Annotated in this window: 20 protein-coding genes; 12 read left to right on the forward strand and 8 right to left on the reverse strand. The window is 71.8% G+C overall.

Annotated features, from left to right (window positions below):
• Positions 1-303 precede the first annotated feature (303 nt).
• From AC08OO_RS14830 to AC08OO_RS14855, 6 genes are all read right to left on the reverse strand, one after another.
• On the reverse strand, positions 304-1,332 hold the full coding sequence (locus tag AC08OO_RS14830; RefSeq protein ID WP_476618661.1) for a COX15/CtaA family protein: 1,029 nt from the start codon (positions 1,330-1,332) through the stop codon (positions 304-306).
• 120 nt (positions 1,333-1,452) lie between these two features.
• Positions 1,453-2,238: an ABC transporter permease gene (locus AC08OO_RS14835; protein ID WP_476611416.1), complete on the reverse strand. Its 786-nt coding sequence runs from the start codon at positions 2,236-2,238 to the stop codon at positions 1,453-1,455.
• A complete protein-coding gene (locus AC08OO_RS14840; RefSeq protein WP_476611417.1) occupies positions 2,235-3,359 on the reverse strand; it encodes an ABC transporter ATP-binding protein in 1,125 nt (374 codons plus the stop codon). Before AC08OO_RS14840 ends, AC08OO_RS14835 begins: the two co-directional genes overlap by 4 nt.
• Before the next feature lie 111 nt (positions 3,360-3,470).
• Positions 3,471-4,010 carry a transcriptional regulator gene (locus tag AC08OO_RS14845; protein WP_023841558.1) on the reverse strand — a complete coding sequence of 180 codons (540 nt, stop codon included), beginning with the start codon at positions 4,008-4,010 and terminating at the stop codon, positions 3,471-3,473.
• A 204-nt stretch (positions 4,011-4,214) separates the two neighbouring features.
• A complete protein-coding gene (glpK, locus tag AC08OO_RS14850) occupies positions 4,215-5,747 on the reverse strand; it encodes a glycerol kinase GlpK (RefSeq protein ID WP_476611418.1) in 1,533 nt (510 codons plus the stop codon).
• Positions 5,748-5,889: 142 nt separating this feature from the next.
• Positions 5,890-6,594: a hypothetical protein gene (locus AC08OO_RS14855; RefSeq protein WP_011436097.1), complete on the reverse strand. Its 705-nt coding sequence runs from the start codon at positions 6,592-6,594 to the stop codon at positions 5,890-5,892.
• 327 nt (positions 6,595-6,921) lie between these two features.
• Here AC08OO_RS14855 and AC08OO_RS14860 point away from each other — a divergent pair, with 327 nt between their 5' ends.
• The 10 genes from AC08OO_RS14860 to glgA all read left to right on the forward strand — a co-directional run bounded on the left by AC08OO_RS14860 (position 6,922) and on the right by glgA (position 16,719).
• Entirely contained in the window at positions 6,922-7,818 is an 897-nt protein-coding gene (locus AC08OO_RS14860) for a helix-turn-helix transcriptional regulator (protein WP_476611419.1), read from the forward strand.
• Positions 7,815-9,227, forward strand: coding sequence for a Fe-S cluster assembly protein SufB (gene sufB / locus AC08OO_RS14865; protein ID WP_476618662.1), 1,413 nt, complete (start codon positions 7,815-7,817; stop codon positions 9,225-9,227). The genes AC08OO_RS14860 and sufB overlap by 4 nt, the downstream gene beginning before the upstream one ends.
• A complete protein-coding gene (sufD, locus tag AC08OO_RS14870) occupies positions 9,227-10,498 on the forward strand; it encodes a Fe-S cluster assembly protein SufD (protein WP_476610533.1) in 1,272 nt (423 codons plus the stop codon). Before sufB ends, sufD begins: the two co-directional genes overlap by 1 nt.
• A complete protein-coding gene (locus tag AC08OO_RS14875) occupies positions 10,495-10,872 on the forward strand; it encodes a non-heme iron oxygenase ferredoxin subunit (protein WP_011436101.1) in 378 nt (125 codons plus the stop codon). The genes sufD and AC08OO_RS14875 overlap by 4 nt, the downstream gene beginning before the upstream one ends.
• A gap of 8 nt (positions 10,873-10,880) precedes the next feature.
• Positions 10,881-11,675, forward strand: a complete 795-nt coding sequence (gene sufC / locus AC08OO_RS14880) for a Fe-S cluster assembly ATPase SufC (protein ID WP_476618663.1) — start codon at positions 10,881-10,883, stop codon at positions 11,673-11,675.
• Positions 11,672-13,000 (forward strand): cysteine desulfurase, encoded by a 1,329-nt coding sequence (locus AC08OO_RS14885; RefSeq protein WP_476610531.1) that lies wholly within the window; start codon positions 11,672-11,674, stop codon positions 12,998-13,000. The genes sufC and AC08OO_RS14885 overlap by 4 nt, the downstream gene beginning before the upstream one ends.
• A complete protein-coding gene (gene sufU / locus AC08OO_RS14890; RefSeq protein ID WP_011436104.1) occupies positions 12,997-13,515 on the forward strand; it encodes a Fe-S cluster assembly sulfur transfer protein SufU in 519 nt (172 codons plus the stop codon). The genes AC08OO_RS14885 and sufU overlap by 4 nt, the downstream gene beginning before the upstream one ends.
• Positions 13,512-13,961: a metal-sulfur cluster assembly factor gene (locus AC08OO_RS14895; RefSeq protein ID WP_476606243.1), complete on the forward strand. Its 450-nt coding sequence runs from the start codon at positions 13,512-13,514 to the stop codon at positions 13,959-13,961. The genes sufU and AC08OO_RS14895 overlap by 4 nt, the downstream gene beginning before the upstream one ends.
• 226 nt (positions 13,962-14,187) lie before the next feature.
• Positions 14,188-15,426: a glucose-1-phosphate adenylyltransferase gene (glgC, locus tag AC08OO_RS14900; protein ID WP_476610530.1), complete on the forward strand. Its 1,239-nt coding sequence runs from the start codon at positions 14,188-14,190 to the stop codon at positions 15,424-15,426.
• A 72-nt stretch (positions 15,427-15,498) separates the two neighbouring features.
• Entirely contained in the window at positions 15,499-16,719 is a 1,221-nt protein-coding gene (gene glgA, locus AC08OO_RS14905; protein WP_476610529.1) for a glycogen synthase, read from the forward strand.
• A 22-nt stretch (positions 16,720-16,741) separates the two neighbouring features.
• Here glgA and rfbB read toward each other — a convergent pair whose 3' ends face one another.
• Positions 16,742-17,746 carry a dTDP-glucose 4,6-dehydratase gene (gene rfbB / locus AC08OO_RS14910; RefSeq protein WP_476606241.1) on the reverse strand — a complete coding sequence of 335 codons (1,005 nt, stop codon included), beginning with the start codon at positions 17,744-17,746 and terminating at the stop codon, positions 16,742-16,744.
• Positions 17,747-18,237: 491 nt separating this feature from the next.
• Between rfbB and AC08OO_RS14915 the strand changes: the two genes are divergently transcribed.
• Both AC08OO_RS14915 and AC08OO_RS14920 read left to right on the forward strand, forming a co-directional pair.
• Complete coding sequence (locus tag AC08OO_RS14915; RefSeq protein ID WP_476610528.1) at positions 18,238-19,851, forward strand: ABC-F family ATP-binding cassette domain-containing protein; 1,614 nt, start codon at positions 18,238-18,240, stop codon at positions 19,849-19,851.
• Between the two features lie 38 nt (positions 19,852-19,889).
• Positions 19,890-20,915 (forward strand): cation diffusion facilitator family transporter, encoded by a 1,026-nt coding sequence (locus AC08OO_RS14920; protein ID WP_476610527.1) that lies wholly within the window; start codon positions 19,890-19,892, stop codon positions 20,913-20,915.
• On the opposite strand, the gene AC08OO_RS14925 is transcribed toward AC08OO_RS14920, so the two are convergent.
• A partial coding sequence (locus AC08OO_RS14925) for a hypothetical protein (RefSeq protein ID WP_476618664.1) occupies positions 20,823-21,962 on the reverse strand: 1,140 nt, incomplete at its 5' end. The genes AC08OO_RS14920 and AC08OO_RS14925 overlap by 93 nt on opposite strands.

A 21,962-nucleotide genomic window follows, 5' to 3' on the forward strand; every position in this document is an offset into this window, starting at 1 on the left:
CCGCGCACCGGGTGGGAACTCGTCCCCACCCGGGGGATCCGGGATCTTGCCGCCCGGGTACGCAAAGACGGCATCCGCCTGTAAGCGTGTGACGGGTAGAGGTCCGCCTGCCCGTCACTGCGGGGAGGACCCCTGCCCCCCACACGTGTCCGTCGCGTTTCCGTCACGACGTCGGCCCCTCGGCGGAGGCCGTGCCGCGGCGGGTCGTCGGACGTCGAGCCGGCTGCCGGGACTGTTTCCCGTCTCAGGAACGGAGCGTGGCCGCCGTGGCCAGGGCGCCGGTGGTCCCAGGGCGCCGGTGCTCTAGGAGCCGATGCCGGCGCCGGTGGGGGCGGTGGTCCCGACCGGCCCGGCGGGCGCGGGGACCCCGGCGCCGGCCGCCGCGAGCGTGGGCGCCGCGCCCGGTGCCGGCCGTGGGTGCCGGGAGCTCAGGGCGAGCCAGAGCCGCAGCGCGGCGACCCACATCACGGTCGCCCCGGTCATGTGCAGGGTGACGAGGAGGGCGGGAACGCCGAGGAAGTACTGGGTGAATCCGATCGCGGCCTGCGCGAGGACGGTCCCGACCAGGGCGAGGGAGGTCCGCCTGGCCTCGTCGGGGGCCCCGGCGACGCGCACCGCGAACGCCATGGCCGCGGCGAGCCCGACCAGCAGCATCGCGCCGTCGGCGTGCAGTTGGGAGACGTTGACGAGGTCGAACCCGAAGCGGGCCGGATGATCGCTGTCACCGCTGTGCGGCCCGGCGCCGGTCACGACCGTGCCGAGGACGAGCACCCCCGCCGAGACGACCACCAGCAGGCGCGCCAGCCACTGCAGCGCGGGACCGACCTCCGGGGTCGGCGCACCCGCGTCCTGGCGGGCCCGGTGGTCCAGCAGGACCGCGTTCCACAGCAGGACCATGGAGAGCAGGAAATGGGCGGCGACGGTCGCCGGGTGCAGCTTCGTCAGGACGGTGATCCCGCCGAGCACGGCCTGCCCGAGGAAACCCACCCAGAGGCCGAAGGACAGCAGTCGAAGATCGCGCCGCCGTCCGCCCCGCAGGCGGAGCGCGACCAGCGGGGTGATCAGCGTCACGAGGCCGACCACCAGGCCGACGACCCGGTTGCCGAACTCGATCGCTCCGTGCAGGGCGTATTCCGAGTGCGGCACGAACGAGCCGTCCCCGCACTGCGGCCAGGTCGGGCAGCCGAGGCCGGAGCCGGTCAGGCGGACCACGCCACCACTCACCACGATCAGTGACAGCAAGACCACGTTGAGCGTGGTGAGGAGCCGGAAGGCGCGAAGGCTGATCAGCGGCAAACTCCGACGCTCTGTAGAAGCTGGCACGACTGCCATGGTAACGCCCTGTCCGGCGCAGGCCGCTCGGATCCTTCTCCGTTGGTCGGATGGTGCCTGCCGGTCGGACGGTGCCCGGTGACCGGACGGTCGCGGTGTCGGCTCTCCTCCCTGTCGGCTCTACTCCCAACGGAAGGTGCGGGCGGCGAGCGCCAGACCCGCCACCGCCCAGGCCACGAGCACGATCAGGGGGCGTGCCCCCGGACCGTCGCCCTCTGCCAGGACGGCCCGCAGCCCGTCCGACAGCGCCGCGGTCGGCAGCGCCTCGGCGACCGCCCGCAGCCAGCCGGGAAGCTGCGACAGCGGGAACACCACCCCGCCGATCAGCAGCAGCACCAGGTAGACGCCGTTGGCGGCGGCGAGCGTCGCCTCGGCCCGCAGGGCTCCGGCCATCAGCAGGCCGAGCCCCGAGAACGCGGCTGTGCCCAGGACGAGTAGCGCCAGCACCGCCGGAACCCCGACCGGCCCGCCGGTCGGGTCCCAGCCCAGCGCGAATCCGACCGCCACCAGGAGCACCAGCTGGATGACCTCGACGGCGAGCACCGCCAACGTCTTGCCGGCGAGCAGGACCACGCGCGGCAGCGGGGTCGCCCCGAGGCGTTTGAGTACGCCGTAGGAGCGTTCGAAGCCCGTCGCGATCGCCTGCCCGGTGAAGGCGGTCGACATCACGGCCAGCGCGAGCACCCCGGGGACGAGGAAGTCCACCGGCCGCTCGGTGGAGCTCGGCAGCACGTCGACGGCGGTGAAGAAGGCCAGCAGACCGACCGGGATGATCAGGGTGAGCAGGACGGACTCGCCACGCCGCAGGGTGAGTACCAGCTCAAGCCTGGTCTGTGCCGCCAGCATCCGGGCCCGCGACGCGGGCGCCGGAGCCGGGCGCAGATCGAGCAGCGGGACACCGGTCATGAGCGCAGCTCCGATCCGGTCATTTCCACGAAGACGTCCTCCAGCGTGCGTTGTTCGACCCGGAGATCCTCCGCCAGGATGCCGTTACCCGCGCACCAGGCGGTCACCGCGGCGAGCAGCTGCGGGTCGACCGTGCCCTGCACCAGGTAGTGCCCGGCCGGGCCCTCCCGCGCGGTGGTGCCGTCGGGCAGCGCGAGCAGCAGCCGGCCGAGATCCAGCCCGGCGGGGGCCCGGAAGCGCAGCTGCCCCTCGGCGCCGCCCCGGGTGAGCTCCGCGGGGGAGCCGACCGCCACCACCCTGCCGTGGTCGACGATGATCACCTGATCGGCGAGCCGTTCTGCCTCGTCCATGGCGTGGGTGGTCAGCACGACGGTGACCCCGGCCGTGCGCAGCTCCTCGACGAGCTCCCAGGTGTCCCGCCGGCCCTGGACGTCCAACCCGGCCGTCGGCTCGTCGAGGAAGACCAGCTCCGGGCGGCCGACCACGGCCATCGCCAGCGACAGCCGCTGCTGCTGGCCGCCGGAGAGCCGGCGGAACGGGGTACCGGCGGACCCGGTCAGCCCGAGCCGGTCCAACAGCGCCGCGGGATCCAGCGGGTGGCGGTAGTGCGAGGCGACGAGGCGCAGCATCTCGCCGGCGCGGGCGCCGGGATACATCCCCCCGGACTGCAGCATCACCCCGACCCGGGGGCGCAGGGCAACGGCGTCCGCCCAGGGGTCGAGCCCGAGGACCCGCACCTCGCCCGCGTCGGCGCGGCGGAATCCCTCGCAGATCTCCACGGTGGTTGTCTTGCCGGCGCCGTTCGGCCCGAGTAGCGCCGTGACCGTGCCGGTCGGGACGGTAAGTGACAGTTCGTCCAGGGCGCGTATCCGACCATCGGGCGTCGTCGGCGGTCGAGCGGCGTCGCCGGAAGGGACCGGCGGCGCCGGGGGCGCCTGGCGCACAGGGGGCGTAGGGGACGGCGTAGGGGGCGTGGAGAACGCCGCGGGACCGCGCCCGGCCCGACCGGTGCGGGTCCGCCGCCCGGACCCGTGAGGACGACGACCGGAACGCGGGGAAGCGGACCGCGAGGAATACGTCTTCACGAGGTCCGTGACACTGACTGCCAGGATCTCGGCCACCTTGCGATCCTACGGACATCGCGGGTCGGGCGGAGGGCCGGTCCGCCCCGGCACGAGGCCTTCGGCCGGGTGGAACGGGCACCACCGGGCGGCCGCGCCCTGGTCCCGTTGCTAGCCCCGTTGCTGCGGCGGGCGGACGGGCAGCGCCCGGCGGCGCCCGCCGACCGCCACCGGCTCGCCTGGCTCCACCAGCGCTCCCCAGGCGCCCAGCCGCTCGTACAGCATCGCCGGCGTGGTGCTGTAGAGCCGGGACAACGACTGCAGGTCGGAGCGACGCAGCCGCAGGACGTCGCGTGAGCTGTCCGACCGCAGGACCTGCACGATGGCGATCCAGCGCCGTAGCGGCCCGGTGCGGGTCGGGGGCAGCTTGCGCAGCCGGCGCAGGTCGATGACCAGCGGCGGCAGATGGTCGGTCTCGCGGCGATCGGCGGCCGGCGGTACCAGCAGCGTCGCGGGAACGTCGTACAGCTCGGCGAGCTCGACCAGTCGATGCACGCGCAGGGTCCGAGAGCCTCGCTCGTAGGCGCCCAGGGTCCCGGCAGTCCACCGGCCATGAGTGCGCTCCTGGACGTCCAGCAGCGACAAGCCACGCCGGTTGCGCGCCGCGCGAAGCCGGCGGCCGAGCTCCAGGGCGTAGTCCGCCTCGGTCACGGTCTCCGTCCGGGTCAGGGTCGACAGGAGACGCCAACCGCCCCCTGTGACAGATTGTCAGGCCTCGGTTCGTCTGGCAGCCGGTTCGACCAAGAAGCCGCGAGGGAACGTGGCCCTGGCGTGGTCCCGCGGTCGCGGGGCGCAATCCGGGAATCGCGACAGTGTTTTTCCGGCCGCGCCAGCCCCGTCAGCCCGGTCGGCCGGTCAGTCCCGGTCGGCGTCGTCGGCGTCCTTGGCCCAGTCCCGGGCCCGGTCCACGGCGCGCAGCCATCGCCGGTAGGACCGGTCCCGCTCGGCCCGGGACAGCCTCGGCCGGTACCGCTCGGCGCTGCGCCGATGCCCGGCGAGCTCCTCGCGGTCGGCGAAGAACCCGGTCGCGAGCCCCGCGAGGTAGGCCGAACCGAGCGCGGTCGTCTCGATGTTGTCCGGGACGTCGAGCTCGACGCCGAGCAGGTCGGCCTGGAACTGCATGAGCCAGTGGTTGCGGGCGGCCCCGCCGTCGGCCCGCAGCTCGCGCACCGGGAAGCCCGCGGCACCCATCGCCTCGACGACGTCCCGGGTGCGGTAGGCGATGCCCTCGAGCACCGCGCGGACGACGTGCGCCCGGGTGGTCCCCCGGGTGATCCCGAGCAGTGCGCCGCGGGCGCGGGGATCCCAGTGAGGGGCGCCGAGGCCGGCGAGCGCCGGGACGAAGTAGACGCCGTCGTTGCCGGTCAGGGAGGCGGCCAGGCCGGCGGTCTCGGCGGCGTCCCGGATGATCCCCAGGGAGTCCCGCAGCCAGTCGACGGCGGCACCGGTGGACAGGACCGCTCCCTCCAGCGCGTACCGCACCGGTTCGCCGTCGAGCTGGAACGCCGCGGTCCGCAGCAGCGTCGACTGCGGCGCCGGCAGGGCCGAGCCGGTGTTCACCAGCACGAAGGAACCGGTGCCATAGGTGTTCTTGGCCTGGCCGGGTTCGAAGCAGCCCTGGGCGAACAGAGCGGCCTGCTGGTCGCCGATCACGGCCGCCACCGGGATCCGCACGCCGAGGAAGGCGTCCGGATCGGTCTCGGCGTAGACCCGCGAGCTCGGCGCGACAGCGGGCAGCACCTCGGCGGGAACGCCCAGCAGGTCGAGCATCTCCGGGGACCAGCTCGCGGCGGCGAGGTCGAGCAGCAGGGTGCGGGATGCGTTCGTGACGTCGGTGACGTGCGCGGCCCCGGCGGTCAGCTTCCAGACCAGCCAGGAATCGACGGTGCCGAAGGCGATCTCCCCCCGGCCGGCGCGCCGGCGCAGCCCGGGGTCGTCGTCCAGGATCCAGACGATCTTGGTACCGGAGAAGTAGGGGTCGAGTACCAGCCCGGTGCGTTCCCCCACCGCACCCGCGTGCCCCTCGGCGGTGAGGCGTTCGCAGACCGCGGCCGTCCGCCGGTCCTGCCACCCGATGGCCGGGTGGACCGGGGCGGAGGTCCGCCGGTCCCACAGCACGGTGGTCTCGCGCTGGTTGGTGATGCCGAGGGCGGCGAGCTCCCCGGCCCGGCGACCGCAGCCGGCCAGGGCCGCGGCGACGGTGTCGACGACGCTGCGCCAGAGCTCGTCCGGATCCTGCTCGACCCAGCCCGGCCGGGGGAACCCGGGCCGGATCCCGGTGTAGCCGCGGCCGACGACCACCCCGTCCCGGTCGAGCAGGCAGACCGTGGTCCCGGTGGTCCCCTGGTCGACCGCCGCCACCAGGGATCCGCGTGCCGGCACGCTCATCTCGTTCCTCCCGCCCACGGGTCCGCTGACGCATGGTAAGGACGCATGGTAGGGGAGCGATGCACGGTAAGGAGAGGGACGCGGGGGAGGAAAGATAGACAAGGGGTAGGTAAGGCGGACCCGGCGTGCCGGGAACGGCGGCTCAGCCGAGGTTGGACAGGTCGACGACGTCGCCGGGCGGGGTGCCGGTCGCGGGCGTCCCGTAATCGTCGAAAGTGATCTCGTTGGTGGAGCGGCCGGCGACGACCACCTTCAACGGATAGCCGGGCCCGGTGTTGGCCGCCCAGAAGGCTGTTCCGTCGGGGCCCGCGGCCCGGACGGCCTGGGTGCCGGCCAGCTTCTCGGTCCGCACCGGGCCGGACAGCCCGACGACGTAGCTGGTCAGCGACGCGGCGAGCCGGTCGAGGGTAAAGTAGCTGTACTTCGCGGCGTCGGCGGGGGCCAGGCGGACCCAGCGGTCGGCGAGGAGGTTCCCGGCCGCGGCGTCACCGGTCCCCTCGTAGTAGGCGCGGCCGCGGCGGACGTAGGTGTCATCTTTGATCTTGAAGATCTGGGTCCGTTGACCGTACTCGTCAATGGTGCCGCGGGTGACCGTGCCGGACATCACCAGGTCGTAACCGGCGGGGGCGTCCGAGCGCGGGTCGGCCTCGGTGCCGACGACGTGGACGCCGGTCGCGGTGCGCAACGCCTGCAGGGTGCGCGTGCCGACCTCGCCGGCAGGCAGCTTCTCCAGCCCGTTGCTCTTCTCCCCGCCGCCACTGCAGGCCGCCGAGGTCGCGAGCAGGAAAGTCAGTCCGAGGGAGAGCAGCGCCCGCCGGACCCCGCCGCGCCACAGTTGTGATCGCATCCGCCCGTCGCCTCCCGCCTGAGATCGTCTCCGGGTCGGTGGCGGCCGGGCGCGACCGCGCGTCGCGACCGTCGGCCCGCTGGTGTGCCGACCTGGTGTGCCGACCTGGTGTGCGCGCCCGGGTGGGCGCGCAGGTATGGCAGTGGGCGCAAGTCTGGCATTCCGCCGCCTGCGGTCGCCGGTCGGGTACGGCCCGTGGGTATCCGTTGTGTGCTCACGTCCGGCGGATGTGATCTGCGTCATGGCTGTGGCGAAGATCGCCCCATTGGGCTGTAGTTCCGGCGACCCCAGTTCGACTGCGCCCAGGAAATAGGGCACACTGGCGTTGTGAAATACGACCACGACGGGACGAGCGGGACGGCGGACGGCCGTACCCGCGACCGGGTCGTGCGTCTGCTCCTGGAGGGCGGCTCGGCCACGGCGGCCGAGCTGTCCCGTCAGCTCGGGGTCTCCCCGGCGGCTATCCGCAGGCATCTCGATGCCATGGTCGCGGATGGCATCATCACGCCCACGGAGAGCCGGTCCCGGGGGCCGCGTGGCCGGGGACGCCCGGCCCGGCGTTACGCGCTCACCGAAGCCGGCCATCAGGCCGGTCCCAACGCCTACTCCGATCTCGCGGCCGGTGCGCTGCACTTCCTGGCCGAGGTGGGTGGCGCGAGCGCGGTCACCCAGTTCGCCGATACCCGCGCCGTCGACCTGGAGCGGCGGGTGCGCGAGGCGGTCGTGGCGGCGGAGCCGGCGGATCGCCCGGCGGCGCTCGCCGAGGCGATGACCGCCGCCGGGTACACCGCCAGCGTCTCCGAACTGCCCACCGGTCTGCAGATCTGCCAGCATCACTGCCCGGTCCAGTTCGTCGCGGAGCGCTTCCCGGCGTTGTGCGACGCCGAGACCGCGGTGCTGGCCCGCGTGCTCGACACCCACGTGCAGCGCCTGGCGACGATCGCGCATGGCGACGGCGTCTGCACGACCCACATCCCCGCGGGTCACCCGCCCGCGGATCACGCTGCCGTGAGCCACACCGCCGCGGATCATCCGCCCGCGGGCACGGCGCCCGGCACGGCTTCGCGTGCCCGGTCCGATCGGAACGGGTCCGATCAGAGCGGGTCCGGGAAGGACGGCTCCGCTCGGGTGCTGCCCGATTCCGCCGTGGCCGGATCCGGCCCGGCTCGGCCCGCGTCCCTGGCCTGTCCACCATCCTCGTCTTCGGAGGGTTTCGCCCTATGACCACCTCTGCCGAGACCGCCCTGGAAGGCCTTGGTTCCTATCGGTTCGGATGGGCTGACACCGACGCCTACGCCGCCGACGTGGAGCGCGGCCTGTCCGAGGCGGTTGTCCGCGGCATCTCGGCCAAGAAGTCCGAGCCGTCGTGGATGACCGACCTGCGCCTCAAGGGGCTGCGGCTGTTCGAGCGCAAGCCCATGCCGACCTGGGGTGCCGACCTGTCGGGCATCGACTTCGACAACATCAAGTACTTCGTCCGCTCCACCGAGAAGCAGGCCGAGGAGTGGGAGGACCTACCCGAGGACATCCGGGCGACCTACGACCGGCTCGGCATTCCCGAGGCGGAGAAGCAGCGCCTCATTGCCGGGGTCGCCGCCCAGTACGAGTCCGAGGTCGTCTACCACAAGATCCGGGAGGACCTCGAGGAGCAGGGTGTCGTCTTCCTGGACACCGACTCCGGACTGCGTGAGCATCCGGAGCTGTTCCAGGAGTACTTCGGTTCGGTGATCCCGGTCGGGGACAACAAGTTCGCCGCGCTGAACACGGCGGTGTGGTCGGGCGGATCCTTCATCTACGTGCCGCCGGGCGTGCAGGTCGAGATCCCGCTGCAGGCCTACTTCCGGATCAACACCGAGAACATGGGCCAGTTCGAGCGGACGCTGATCATCGTCGACGAGGGCGCCTACGTGCACTACGTCGAGGGCTGCACGGCGCCGGTCTACTCCTCGGACTCGTTGCACTCGGCGGTCGTCGAAATCGTCGTGAAGAAGAACGCGCGCTGCCGGTACACGACCATCCAGAACTGGTCGAACAACGTCTACAACCTGGTCACCAAGCGCGCCGCCTGCCACGAGGGCGGCACCATGGAGTGGATCGACGGCAACATCGGTTCCAAGGTGACGATGAAGTACCCGGCCGTGTGGCTGCTCGGCGAGCACGCCAAGGGCGAGGTGCTCTCCATCGCCTTCGCCGGTGCCGGTCAGCACCAGGACGCGGGCGCGAAGATGGTGCACGCCGCGCCCCGCACCTCCTCGACGATCGTCTCCAAGTCGGTGGCCCGCGGCGGCGGGCGGACGTCCTACCGCGGGCTCGTCCAGATCAACGAGGGCTCGTCGGCCTCCCGCTCGACGGTCAAGTGCGACGCGTTGCTCGTCGACACGGTGAGCCGCTCGGACACCTACCCCTACGTTGACGTGCGCGAGGACGACGCCTCCATCGGGCACGAGGCGAGCGTCTCCAAGGTCGGCGAGGACCAGCTGTTCTACCTGATGAGCCGGGGTCTGTCCGAGGAGGAGGCGATGGCGATGGTCGTGCGCGGCTTCGTCGAGCCGATCGCCCGGGAGCTGCCCATGGAGTACGCCCTCGAGCTCAACCGCCTCATCGAGCTGCAGATGGAAGGTGCGGTCGGCTGATGGTCGTCATCGACGCCACCGGTCGGCCCCCGGCCGCCTCCGGTGCCGTACCCCGTCCCGTACGGTCCCGTAACCCGCTCGACCACGCCGTGCCCACCGGACGCGAGGAGGCGTGGCGGTTCACCCCGCTGCGCCGGCTGCGCGGCCTGCCGACCGGCCCCGAGGCCGACGGCAAGGTCTCCGTGTCGGTCACCGCGCCCGCGGGGGTCGAGGTGGAGCAGCTCGCCGCCGCCGACGCCCGGATCGGTCGGGTGCTGACCCCGGCCGACCGGGTGGCCGCCTTCGCCCTGACCCGGTCGACGGGCGCGCTCGCCGTCACCGTCCCGGCCGAGGCCGCGCTCACCGAGCCGGTGGTCGTGCACCTGCACGGTGAGAGCCCCAGGTCCCCGGCCGGGTTCGTCGCGACGAGCGGCGACGGCGGGCGGCGCGGCTCCCCGGGCGGAGTGGCCTACGGTCACGTCCTCGTCGAAGTGGGCCCGTTCGCGTCCGCCACCGTGGTGCTCGACCACACCGGCAGCGCCACCTACGCCGGCAACGTCGAGGTGTACGTGGGGCACGGCGCCTCGCTCACCTTCATCACCCTGCAGGACTGGGACGACGACGCCGTGCACCTCGGCGCGCACGCCTACTCGCTGGGGCGCGACGCTCGGCTGCGCTCGTTCACCATCACCCTCGGCGGTGACCTGGTGCGGCTCAACCCGACCGTGGACTACCGCGGGCCCGGCGGCGACGCCGAGCTCTACGGCGTGTTCTTCACCGATGCCGGCCAGCACCAGGAGCACCGGCTGCTCGTCACGCACGAGCCGCGTTCCTGCCGCAGCCGGGTCACCTACAAGGGCGCGCTGCGCGGGGACGCCGCCCACGCGGTGTGGATCGGCGACGTCCTCATCGGCGCCGGCGCCGTGGGCACGGACACCTACGAGCTCAACCGCAATCTCGTGCTCACCGACGGCGCGCGGGCCGACTCGGTCCCGAACCTGGAGATCCTCACCGGTGAGGTCACCGGTGCCGGTCACGCCAGTGCCACCGGCCGGTTCGATGACGAGGCGCTGTTCTACCTGCAGTCGCGGGGGATCTCGCCCGAGGAGGCCCGCCGGCTCGTGGTGCACGGTTTCTTCGCCGAGATCATCGACCGGATCGACGTGCCGGAGCTGCGGGAACGCATCATGATCAAGATTGCCGGCGAGCTGTCGGCCGACCTCCCGGACGAGGCTGCGGACGAGGCTGCGGAGCCGTCGTCGGCGGAGTTGTCGGTGGAGGTGGGCGGATGACGACCGCGACCGGCGGTTCTGCCGCGGGCGGCTCCTCGGTCGCCCCGCGGTGGCACCGGGTGTGTGCCGCCGCGGACCTCGCCGAGGGCACCGCGATCGGCACCGAGATCGAGGGCGTGCCGGTGTGCGTGGTGCGGTCGGGCGGGGCGGTCTACGCCGTGCGTGACGAGTGCTCGCACGCCGACGTGATGCTCTCCCAGGGCGAGGCCGAGGACGGCAAGATCGAGTGCTGGCTGCACGGGTCCCAGTTCGACCTGGCCAGCGGCGTCCCGCTGAGCCTGCCGGCGATTGAGCCGGTGCCCACGTACGCAGTGACCATCGACGGCGACGACGTGCTCGTCGACGTCACACATTCGAACCCGGAACGAGGGTGACGGCAGCGGTGTCCACACTGGAGATCCGCAATCTGCATGTCTCGGTGGAGACGGACGGTGAGGGCACGCGCGAGATCCTGCGCGGGGTGGACCTGACCGTCCGCAAGGGCGAGACGCACGCGATTATGGGGCCGAACGGGTCGGGCAAGTCGACGCTGTCCTATTCGATCGCGGGCCATCCCAAGTACACGGTCACCGAGGGCAGCATCACGCTCGACGGCGAGGACGTCCTCGCGATGAGCGTCGACGCCCGGGCCCGGGCCGGGATCTTCCTGGCGATGCAGTACCCGGTGGAGATCCCCGGGGTCTCGGTGTCGAACTTCCTGCGCTCCTCGGTCACGGCCGTGCGCGGCGAGGCGCCGAAGCTGCGGACCTGGGTCAAGGAGGTCAAGACCTCCATGGCCGCGCTCGAGATGGACCCGGCGTTCGCCGAGCGCAACGTCAACGAGGGCTTCTCCGGCGGCGAGAAGAAGCGTCACGAGATCCTGCAGATGGCGTTGCTCAAGCCGAAGATCGCCGTGCTGGACGAGACCGACTCCGGCCTCGACGTCGACGCGCTGCGCATCGTCTCCGCAGGTATCGAGTCGGTGCGGGCCAAGGGGGAGACGGGCATCCTGCTCATCACCCACTACACCCGCATCCTGCGCTACATCCGTCCCGAGTTCGTCCACGTCATGGCGGCGGGGCGGATCGTCGACGAGGGCGGCCCGGAACTGGCCGCCGTGCTGGAGGAGTCCGGCTACGACCGCTACGTCAAGGGTGGCGGCGCGGCCACGCCGGCCGGCGTGGGAGTGGCGTCATGACGCTGACCGACGCGGCCGTGCGCCCGGGGTCCGGACCCCGGCTCGTCGGCGGGTTCGACGTCGAGCAGGTCCGCCGGGACTTCCCGGTCCTAGCCCGCACGGTGCACGGCGACCGGCCGCTGGTCTACCTCGACAGCGCCGCCACCTCGCAGAAGCCGCTAGCGGTGCTCGACGCCGAGCGGACCTACTACGAGCTGCACAACGCCAACGTGCACCGCGGCATCCACGTGCTGGCCGAGGAGGCCACCGGGCTGTATGAGGCCTCCCGGGACAAGGTCGCCGCCTTCATCGGGGCTGGCGACCGCCGGGAGGTGGTGTTCACCAAGAACTCCTCGGAGGCGCTGAACCTCGTCGCCTACGCGATGAGCAACGCCGGGGCCGCCGGCGCCGAGGCGGAGCGGTTCCGGGTCGGCCCGGGTGACGAGATCGTCGTCACCGAGATGGAGCATCACTCCAATCTCGTGCCGTGGCAGATGCTGGCCCGGCGCACCGGGGCGACGCTGCGCTGGATCGGGCTGACCGACGACGGCCGGCTCGACCTGAGCAACCTCGATTCGATTATCACCGAGCGGGCGAAGGTCGTCGCCTTCGTCCACCAGTCGAACATTCTCGGCACGATCAACCCGGTCGCGCAGGTGGTGGCGCGGGCCCGCGAGGTCGGCGCGCTGACCGTGCTCGACGGCTCCCAGTCGGTGCCGCACAACCCGGTCGACGTCACCGAGCTCGGGGTGGACTTCCTGGCCTTCACCGGGCACAAGATGTGCGCGCCCACCGGGGTCGGGGTGCTCTGGGGACGCTACGAGCTGCTCGAGGTCATGCCGCCCTTCCTCGGCGGCGGCGAGATGATCGAGCTTGTCACCATGGAGGGCTCGACCTACGCGGCGCCGCCGCACCGGTTCGAGGCCGGCACCCCGATGATTGCCCAGGTGGTCGGGCTCGGCGCGGCCGTCGACTACCTGACCGCGCTCGGCATGCCGGCCGTCGCCGAGCACGAGCACGCGGTGACGGCCTACGCGCTGGACGCCTTCGCCGAGGTGCCGGGGTTGCGGATCATCGGTCCGCCGACGGCGGACGCCCGCGGCGGGGCGATCTCCTTCGTGCTGCACGAGGACGACGGCCGGCCGATCCATCCCCACGACGTCGGACAGATCCTCGACGAGCGCGGCATCGCCGTGCGGGTCGGGCACCACTGCGCCCGGCCGGTCTGCCTGCGGTTCGGGGTACCTGCGACGACCCGCGCGTCGTTCCACCTCTACACGACGACCGGCGAGGTCGACGCCCTGGTGGAAGGACTGCACGGGGTCCGGAGGTTCTTTCTGAGGTGAAACTCGACTCCATGTACCAGGAGATCATCCTGGACCACTACCGCAACCCGCTCCACCGGGGGCTGCGGGATCCCTTCGATGCCGAAGTGCACCACGTCAACCCGACCTGCGGCGACGAGGTGACCCTGCGGGTGAAGGTCTCGGACGGGGTCGTCGAGGACGTCTCCTACGAGAGCGAGGGCTGTTCGATCAGTCAGGCGTCGGCGAGCGTCATGAGCGACCTCGTGATCGGCAAGTCGGTCGACGCGGCGCTGAAGCTCGAACGCGAGTTCCTGGCGCTGATGCAGTCGCGGGGCACCATCGAGGGTGACGAGGACGTGCTGGAGGACGCCGTGGCGTTCGCCGGCGTCTCCAAGTACCCCGCCCGGGTGAAATGTGCCCTGCTGTCCTGGATGGCGTGGAAGGACGCGACCGCCAAGGCGATGGATCCGAGCGTCGCCGTCGCCGGCGCATCCACCTCTGTCGCGTACCCCCGCGTCGCCCCCCTCGACGTACCCGAGCAGGAGAAGCCATGAGCGAGACGGTGACCGAGACGCGCTCGGCCGCGACGGGAGAAACCGCCGAGGCGGCGGATCAGCCCGCCGGGGTCCCGAAGCCGGTGCTGGACCCGGACCCGACGGGACCGGGCGCCCCGCCGGAGCTCGCCAGCTTCGAGGACATCGAGGAGGCGATGCGCGACGTCGTCGACCCGGAACTCGGCATCAACGTCGTCGACCTCGGCCTCGTCTACGGCATCCACGTCGCCGACGACAACACCGTCACCCTCGACATGACGCTGACCTCGGCGGCCTGCCCGCTCACCGACGTCATCGAGGACCAGACCCGCTCCGCCCTGGTCGACGGCCCGGACGGGCTGGCCGCGGACGTGACCATCAACTGGGTCTGGATGCCGCCGTGGGGGCCGGACAAGATCACCGACGACGGTCGCGAGCAGCTGCGCGCGCTCGGCTTCAACGTCTGACGGCCCCCGGCCCACCGGATGAACAACCGGTGGGGTTCGCGCAACGTACGGCTGGCTACCCAGCAACCACCGCTCACTCCGCCCGTATCCGCCCGCCAGGCTTGTAGGGTCGGAACCAGGCGATCGGCGTCGTCATCGGCCCATTTCGGCGGGCTTCCCGCCTCGTGGCGTGGTGTCCGGCCCCGCCGGTCGTTCGGAGATCGAGCCGGAAGACGGGAGCCTGTCTGTGCCGAGCCCGCGGGTCCTCGGTCTGGTGCTGGCCGGGGGTGCCGGACGGCGGCTGGCGCCGCTGACCGCGGACCGGGCGAAGCCCGCCGTCCCCTTCGGCGGGCTGTACCGCCTGATCGACTTCGTGCTGTCCAACCTGGTGAACGCGGGCTACCTGCGCATCGCGGTCCTGACCCAGTACAAGAGCCACAGTCTCGACCGGCACATCACGACGACATGGCGGATGAGCAACCTGCTCGGCAACTACGTCACGCCGGTGCCTGCGCAGCAGCGGCTGGGGCCGCGATGGTTCGCTGGCAGCGCCGACGCCATCCACCAGTCGCTGAACCTCGTCTACGACGACGCCCCGGACATCGTCGTGGTCTTCGGCGCGGACCATGTGTACCGGATGGACCCGCGGCAGATGGTCGCCCAGCATCTCGACAGCGGAGCCGGCGTCACCGTCGCCGGGCTGCGGGTACCGAGATCCGAGGGCAGGGCGTTCGGGGTCATCCAGACGGCGCCCGACGGCCGCACGATCGAGGCGTTCCTGGAGAAGCCCGCCGATCCGCCGGGTCTGCCGGGTAGCCCCGAGGAGACGTTCGCCTCGATGGGTAACTACGTCTTCTCGACGGACGTGCTGATCGACGCCCTGCGCAAGGACGCCGCGGACGAGGACAGCGTCCACGACATGGGCGGGAACGTCATCCCGATGCTCGTGGCCCAGCGGGCGGCGGCGGTGTACGACTTCGCCGGCAACGTCGTCCCGGGCACGACGGTGCGTGACCGCGGCTACTGGCGCGACGTCGGCACCGTCGACTCGTACTTCGAGGCGCAGATGGATCTGTGCGCGCTCGACCCGGTGTTCAACCTCTACAACCGGGAGTGGCCGATCCTCACCAGCATCCCCTCGCTGCCACCGGCGAAGTTCGTGCACGACGGCCAGCAGCGCACCGGCACGGCCGTGAACAGCATCGTCAGCAATGGAGTCATCATCTCCGGGGGCACGGTGCGCTCGTCGGTGCTGTCCCCGGGAGTGCGGGTGAGTTCCTGGGCCGAGGTCGACCACACGGTGCTCATGGACAACGTGCTCGTCGGCCGGGGGGCCGTCGTCCGCGACGCCATCCTGGACAAGAACGTGCACGTGCCGGCGGGCGCCCAGGTCGGGGTGGACAAGGACCGGGACCGCGTCCGCGGCTACACCGTGAGCGAGCAGGGCATCACCGTCGTCGGCAAGGGCGTCACGATCGCCGACTGAACCGGCCGCCATCCGCCCGCACCCGTCCCGTCCGCACCCGTCCCGTCACGGCACCGTTGGGAGAGACTGCACATGCGCGTCGCCATGCTCACCCGGGAGTACCCCCCGGACGTCTACGGCGGGGCGGGTGTGCACGTCGAGTACCTGAGCCGGGAGCTCGCCCGGCTGGTCGACCTCACCGTCCACCGCGAGGGGCCGGCGCCGGGCGGCGGGCCCGCGGGTGCGGCGCCGTCGACCGGCGCCGTCGACCGACCGGTGGTCGAGAGGGCGGGTGCCCCGGGGGTCGCCGCGGTCGCGGCGCACCGGGGCTGGGCCGCGCTCGCCGACGCGAACGACGCGCTGCGGACCGTGTCGATGGACCTGTCCATGGCCGCCGCGGCGGTCGGCGCGGACGTGATCCACTCGCACACCTGGTACGCGAATCTCGGTGGCCATCTCGCCGCGCTGCTCGGCGGCGTCCCGCACGTGATGACCTCGCACTCGCTGGAGCCCCGGCGTCCCTGGAAGGCCGAGCAGCTGGGCGGGGGCTACCGGGTGTCGTCCTGGTGCGAGCGGGTCGCGATCGAGTCGGCGGCCGCCGTGGTCGCGGTCAGCGCGGGCATGCGGGCGGACATCCTCGATGCCTACCCGGCGGTCGATCCGGCCCGTGTGCACGTCATCCGCAATGGCATCGACACCGACGAGTACCGTCCGGACACCGCGACCGACGTGCTGGAACGCCACGGGGTGGATCCGGCCCGGCCAACGATGATCTTCGTGGGGCGGATTACCCGGCAGAAGGGGCTGCCGGTGCTGCTGCGGGCGGCGGCGACGATTGACCCCCGGGCGCAGCTCGTGCTCTGTGCCGGGGCCCCGGACACCCCTGCGCTGCTCACGGAGATCACCGACCTGGTCGAGGGCCTGCGCGCCGGCCGCGACGGCGTGGTCTGGCTGCCCGGGATGCTGACGAGGCCGGAGGTGATCCAGCTGCTCAGCCATGCCACCGTGTTCGTCTGCCCGTCGGTCTACGAGCCGCTCGGCATCGTCAACCTGGAGGCGATGGCGTGCGGCACCGCGGTCGTCGCCTCCCGGGTCGGTGGCATTCCCGAGGTCGTCGACGACGGCGTCACCGGTCTGCTGGTGCCGCCCGGCGACCCCGGCGCGCTGGCCGGGGCCGTCAACGAGGTGCTCGCGGACCCGGTCCGGGCGGCCGCGATGGGCCATGCGGGCCGGGACCGGGCCGTCACCGAGTTCGGCTGGGCGGCGATCGCCGAGCGCACCGCGCGGCTGTACGCATCGCTGACCGGCGGCTGACGCCTCAGCTCGGCTGGAGCCGTCAGCTTGTCCAGGCCGTTTCGGAGACCGGGGAGCGACCGAGCAGCGGACGCCACCAGGCTTCGTTCTCCTTGTACCAGGCGATGGTCGACCGCACGCCCTCGGCGAAGTCGATCAACGGCGTCCAGCCCAGCTCGGTCCGCAGCTTGGTGGAGTCCAGCAGGTAGCGGCGGTCGTGCGAGGGGCGGTCGGGCACGATCGTCTTCAACGACGCGGGCAGGCCGAGCTCGGCGAGCACCGTGTCGGCGATCGTCTCGATGTCCGCCTCGACGCCGGATCCGACGTGGTAGGTCTCGCCGAGCCGCCCGCGGTCCAGAACCGCGTCGATCGCCCGGCAGTGGTCCATCACGTGCAGCCACTCGCGCCGGTTCGTGGTGGAGGCGTACATCGGGAGCGACTCGCCCTGCAGCGCCCGGGTCACGAACAGGGGGATGACCTTCTCCGGGAACTGGTAGGGACCGTAGTTGTTCGAGCAGTTGGTGATCGTCACGGGGAGGTTGTAGGTGAAGCCGTAGGCGCGTACGGCGTGGTCCCCGCCGGCCTTCGCCGCGTTGTAGGGCGTGCGGGGGAGGTAGGGGGAGTCCTCGGTGAAGGCACCGGGGTCGTTGAGGTCCATGTCGCCGTAGACCTCGCAGGTGGAGATCTGGTGGAAGCGGGCCACCCCGACCGTGCGGGCCGCCTCAAGCAGGGCCTGGGTACCCATCACGTTCGTCGCGAAGAACTCGCCGGGGCGGATGATCGCCAGGCTGTTGTGCGACTCGGCGGCGAAGTTCACCACCACGTCCACGGAGTGCTCCCGCAGCACCGACTCGACGAGCTCCTGGTCACGGATGTCGCCGTGGACGAACGTGACGCGGTCCGCGACGTCGGCGAGGTTCTCCCGGCAGCCGGCGTAGGTCAGGGCGTCGAGCGCCACGACCGCGTCCTCCGGATGCCGCGTCCGCCAGTAGCGGACGAAGTTCGATCCGATGAACCCGGCGGCTCCGGTCACGAGGAGCGTCGACATGGTGTGCCTTTCGATCGGTGCGCCTGCGCGGCGACGCATGCGGCTGGGCGGTGGACGGACGTCGCCCATGTTCTCGTGGCGGGCGGGCAGCGGCCTGGCCGGCGCGCGGCCACCCGGACGACGGCGGGTGACCGTGGGCGCACGGGGCACCTTACGCTCTGGCGCGTGGCGGACCTGTTCGAGGGTTATCCGGCGGCCACGGCGCCCGATGGCTTCCGTACTCTTGAGGTCATGAGCATCGTCGTATCGTGATCGTCGCGCGCCCGACCGTGCCGTCCCTGGTGGGCACGGTGCGCGGTCTACCCCGTGCCCGACCTACCCCGTGCCCGACCTACCCCGTGCCCGACCTACCCCGTGCCCGACCTCGGTCGTCCCGGTTCGCCGTGCTCTGGTGGGGTCCCCGCCGTTGTCCGTGTCAACCCGACGTCGCCGGTGTAACGCTCTGACGCTCGCCCGGCGTTGTCTGGAAGCCCGAAAGAGGCCCTACCTCGATGATCATTGTGTCCGAGCTCGAACTGCGTGCCGGAGCCCGCACTCTGATCGAGCCCGTATCCTTCCGGGTGCAGCCGAACGACCGGATCGGTCTCGTCGGGCGCAACGGGGCCGGCAAGACAACGTTGCTGAAGGTGCTTGCCCGGGAGGGGCTGCCGTTCGCCGGCACCGTCGACATTCGGGGTGAGATGGGTTACCTCCCCCAGGACCCGCGTACCGGCGATCTGGCCGACACCGCCCGTGACCGGGTGCTGTCGACGCGCGGTCTCGACGTTCTCCTGCGCGAGATGGAGAAGCTACAGCTGGAGATGGCCGAGCTGGTCGACGCCACGGCGCGGGACGCGGCGATCCGCCGCTACGGCAGCCTGGAGGAGCGATTCGGGACGCTCGGCGGTTATGCCGCCGAGGCGGAGGCTGCCCGGATCTGCTCGTCGCTGGGCCTGGCCGACCGGGTGCTCGCCCAGCCCATCGGCACCCTGTCCGGTGGGCAGCGGCGGCGGGTCGAACTCGCCCGCATCCTGTTCGCCGGGTCCGGCAACGCCGACGCGACCCTGCTGCTCGACGAGCCGACGAACCACCTCGACGCCGACTCGATCGGGTGGCTGCGGGACTTCCTGCGCGCCCACACGGGCGGCCTGATCGTGGTGAGCCACGACGTCGACCTGCTCGACAAGTGCGTGAACAAGGTCTTCCACCTCGACGCCAACCGGGCCACCCTCGACGTCTACAACGTGAACTGGAAGACCTACCTCAACCAGCGCGAGCTGGACGAGCGCCGCCGTCGCCGGGAACGCGCCAATGCCGAGAAGAAGATTGACTCGCTGAAGGCGCAGGCCGACAAGATGCGCGCCAAGGCGACCAAGGCGCGGGCCGCCCATCAGATGGACCGGCGGGCCGAGCGGCTCGCGGCCGGGCTCGCCGAGGCGCGCGTCGCCGACCGGGTGGCCAAGCTGCGCTTCCCGGACCCGGCTCCGTGCGGCCGCACGCCGCTGACCGCCACCGGACTGTCGAAGTCCTACGGCTCGCTGGAGGTGTTCACCGGTGTGGACCTCGCGATCGACCGCGGCTCGCGGGTCGTGGTCCTCGGGCTGAACGGTGCCGGCAAGACCACGCTGCTGCGCATCCTGGCGGGCCAGGAGGCGCCCGACGTCGGCCAGGTGCATCCCGGTCACGGTCTGCGTCTTGGGTACTACGCGCAGGAACACGAGACGCTGGACACCAGCCGCTCGGTGCTGGACAACATGCGGGCCGCCGCGCCGGGGACGTCGGACGTGGAGCTGCGTCGCATCCTGGGCGCGTTCCTGTTCAGCGGAGACAGCGTGGAGCAGCGAGCCGAGACCCTGTCCGGCGGCGAGAAGACCCGCCTCGCGCTCGCCGGACTGGTCTGCAGCTCTGCCAACGTCCTCCTGCTCGATGAGCCGACGAACAACCTCGACCCCGCCTCGCGCGACGAGGTGCTTGCCGCGCTCGCCACGTACCGGGGCTCGGTCGTCCTGGTCACCCACGACCCGGGGGCCGTCGAGGCCCTCGACCCGCAGAAGGTCCTGATGCTGCCGGACGGGGTCGAGGACAACTGGTCACCCGATCTGGCCGAGCTCATCACCCTGGCCTGAGCAGGGACCCTGCGCCGGGAACCGAACGGAGAACCTTTGTGAGTACGCAGGGCGGCACCAAGGCGGTCATGGCGGCACTGGCCGCCAATCTGGGTATCGCGCTGGCGAAGTTCGTCGCGTTCCTGGTCACTCAGTCGTCGTCGATGCTGGCCGAGTCCATCCACTCGGTGGCCGACTCCGGCAACCAGGGCCTGCTCCTGCTCGGCCAGAAACGTTCCGTCCAGCCGCCGGACGAGGAGCATCCCTTCGGGTACGGGCGGGCGCGTTACATCGCCGGTTTCCTGGTCGGGATCGTGTTGTTCAGCGTCGGCGGGCTGTTCTCGGTGTATGAGGGCGTCGAGAAGCTGCGCCATCCGCATGAGCTGGAGAGCGGGCTGGTCGCGGTCGTCGTCCTGCTGATCGCGGTGCTGCTGGAGTCGTACTCCTTCGCGACCGCCATGCGCGAGTCGAAGAAGACGAAGGGCGACCGGTCCTGGTGGCGGTTTATTCGGGAGGCGCGGGCCCCGGAACTGCCCATCGTCCTGCTGGAGGACCTGGCAGCCGAGCTGGGGCTGATCTTCGCGTTGCTCGGGGTCGGACTGACCCTGGCACTAGACGACCCGACCTGGGACGGCGCGGGAACGCTGGCCATCGGAGTGCTCCTGCTGATCGTGGCCGTCATCGTGGCGACCGAGGCGTACGGCATGCTGGTGGGCGAGGCCGCCGCCCCGGCAATGGTCGCCACCATCCGCCGCACGCTCGCCGCCGCCCCGGGCGTCGCCACGGTCATCCACCTGCGCACGCTGCACCTCGGGCCGGACGAGCTGCTCGTCGCAGCCAAGATCGGTATCGGGGCGGAACTGGCGATGCCCGAGGTGGCCGCCACCATCAACGGCGCGGAGGCGGCGTTGCGGGCCGCGGTGGCGGTTCCGCTGCGCATCTTCCTCGAGCCCGACATCCTCCGCGACGAGCCGGGTCGACGACGGGATCCGTCAGCCGGTGCCGCCGGCGAGGCAGAGCCGCAGCGCGAGCGCGCTCAGGGCGCCGAGGGACATCAGTACCACCGGCAGGTTTCCCGCCCGTAGCCTGTCCCCAGGCAGTTCCGGTCGGGGACGGGGCGCCACCGCGGCCACCAGCAACCAGGGGAAAACCGGCAGCCAGGACTCTTCGACGTCGCCCTCGGCCAGTCCGAGGACCGTCGCGAACAGCATCGTCGCGCCGGCCCCCACCAGCAGCGGCCAGCCCGGGGTCAGCCGCAGGCGGCGCGCCGCCCGGACGAGAACCGGTCCGCCGACGAGGACGACCACGGTCAGATCCACGGCGATCCAGGCCAGCGTGCCGGCGAGCCCCGGCCGTGGCGCGCTCGCCAGGGCCAGCCCGTCGGGCCAGGAGAAACCCCACGCGTAGAAGAGCCACAGCGGCAGAAGCGCACCCAGGCCGGTCATGACGTTGAGGATGGGGCGACGGCGGACGAAGTAGGCCGCCGCGACCGCCACGCCAAGCCAGACCGAGGCGTAGCCGAACAGCCCCGCGAGGCCGAGCAGCAGCCCGCTTGCCAGCGCCCACCACATCGAGCGCCGACCCGGTTCGCATCCGACCACCCCCACCGCGACGGCCAGGGTGGCCAGGGTGGCCGTGACGGCGTCCGGGGACGCCGCCATCCATCCGCTCCACGGGGCCAGGACGAGGACGGGGACCAGGCGCCGGGCGGCCGTCTCATGGCACAACGAGCGCACCGCGATCGAGACGGCGGGGACGACCAGCGTGCCCAGGGCGGTGAACAGCATCCCGATCGCGACCGCGCCGTGCATCCCCACCCTGGTGAGCACCCAGACGGTCAGGACGGGGCCCGGAGGATGGGTCGGCAGGACGGCCGTGGTCCCCGCCGCGGCGTGCGTGGTGGTCGCGGTGTAGGAGGCGAGGAAGCCGAGCGGATCGTCACCGACGGCTTTCGCCGCCGCCAGGAGATCCGCCGGGATGCGAAGATCCGCCGTGATCTCCCCGGGTGCGACCAGCGCGAGCGTGCCGCTCCACGCCAGCGATCCGACGTAGCCCAGGACGAGCAGGACGGTCCAGGGCAGCCTGTTCGTCGGGCCGGTCGCCATGGCCGGGGTGGCCGGGGTGTTCGGGGT

Source organism: Frankia sp. CeCAU1, from assembly GCF_977971845.1.

Excerpts from the sequence above, each read along its gene's own strand:
- glpK (WP_476611418.1), bottom strand. The coding sequence starts at position 5,747 with ATGAGCGTGCCGGCACGCGGATCCCTGGTGGCGGCGGTCGACCAGGGG.
- AC08OO_RS14835 (WP_476611416.1), bottom strand. The coding sequence starts at position 2,238 with ATGACCGGTGTCCCGCTGCTCGATCTGCGCCCGGCTCCGGCGCCCGCG.
- AC08OO_RS14830 (WP_476618661.1), bottom strand. The coding sequence starts at position 1,332 with ATGGCAGTCGTGCCAGCTTCTACAGAGCGTCGGAGTTTGCCGCTGATC.
- AC08OO_RS14855 (WP_011436097.1), bottom strand. The coding sequence starts at position 6,594 with ATGCGATCACAACTGTGGCGCGGCGGGGTCCGGCGGGCGCTGCTCTCC.
- AC08OO_RS14885 (WP_476610531.1), top strand. The coding sequence starts at position 11,672 with ATGACGCTGACCGACGCGGCCGTGCGCCCGGGGTCCGGACCCCGGCTC.
- AC08OO_RS14915 (WP_476610528.1), top strand. The coding sequence starts at position 18,238 with ATGATCATTGTGTCCGAGCTCGAACTGCGTGCCGGAGCCCGCACTCTG.
- AC08OO_RS14875 (WP_011436101.1), top strand. The coding sequence starts at position 10,495 with ATGACGACCGCGACCGGCGGTTCTGCCGCGGGCGGCTCCTCGGTCGCC.
- sufD (WP_476610533.1), top strand. The coding sequence starts at position 9,227 with ATGGTCGTCATCGACGCCACCGGTCGGCCCCCGGCCGCCTCCGGTGCC.
- AC08OO_RS14895 (WP_476606243.1), top strand. The coding sequence starts at position 13,512 with ATGAGCGAGACGGTGACCGAGACGCGCTCGGCCGCGACGGGAGAAACC.
- sufB (WP_476618662.1), top strand. The coding sequence starts at position 7,815 with ATGACCACCTCTGCCGAGACCGCCCTGGAAGGCCTTGGTTCCTATCGG.
- glgA (WP_476610529.1), top strand. The coding sequence starts at position 15,499 with ATGCGCGTCGCCATGCTCACCCGGGAGTACCCCCCGGACGTCTACGGC.
- rfbB (WP_476606241.1), bottom strand. The coding sequence starts at position 17,746 with ATGTCGACGCTCCTCGTGACCGGAGCCGCCGGGTTCATCGGATCGAAC.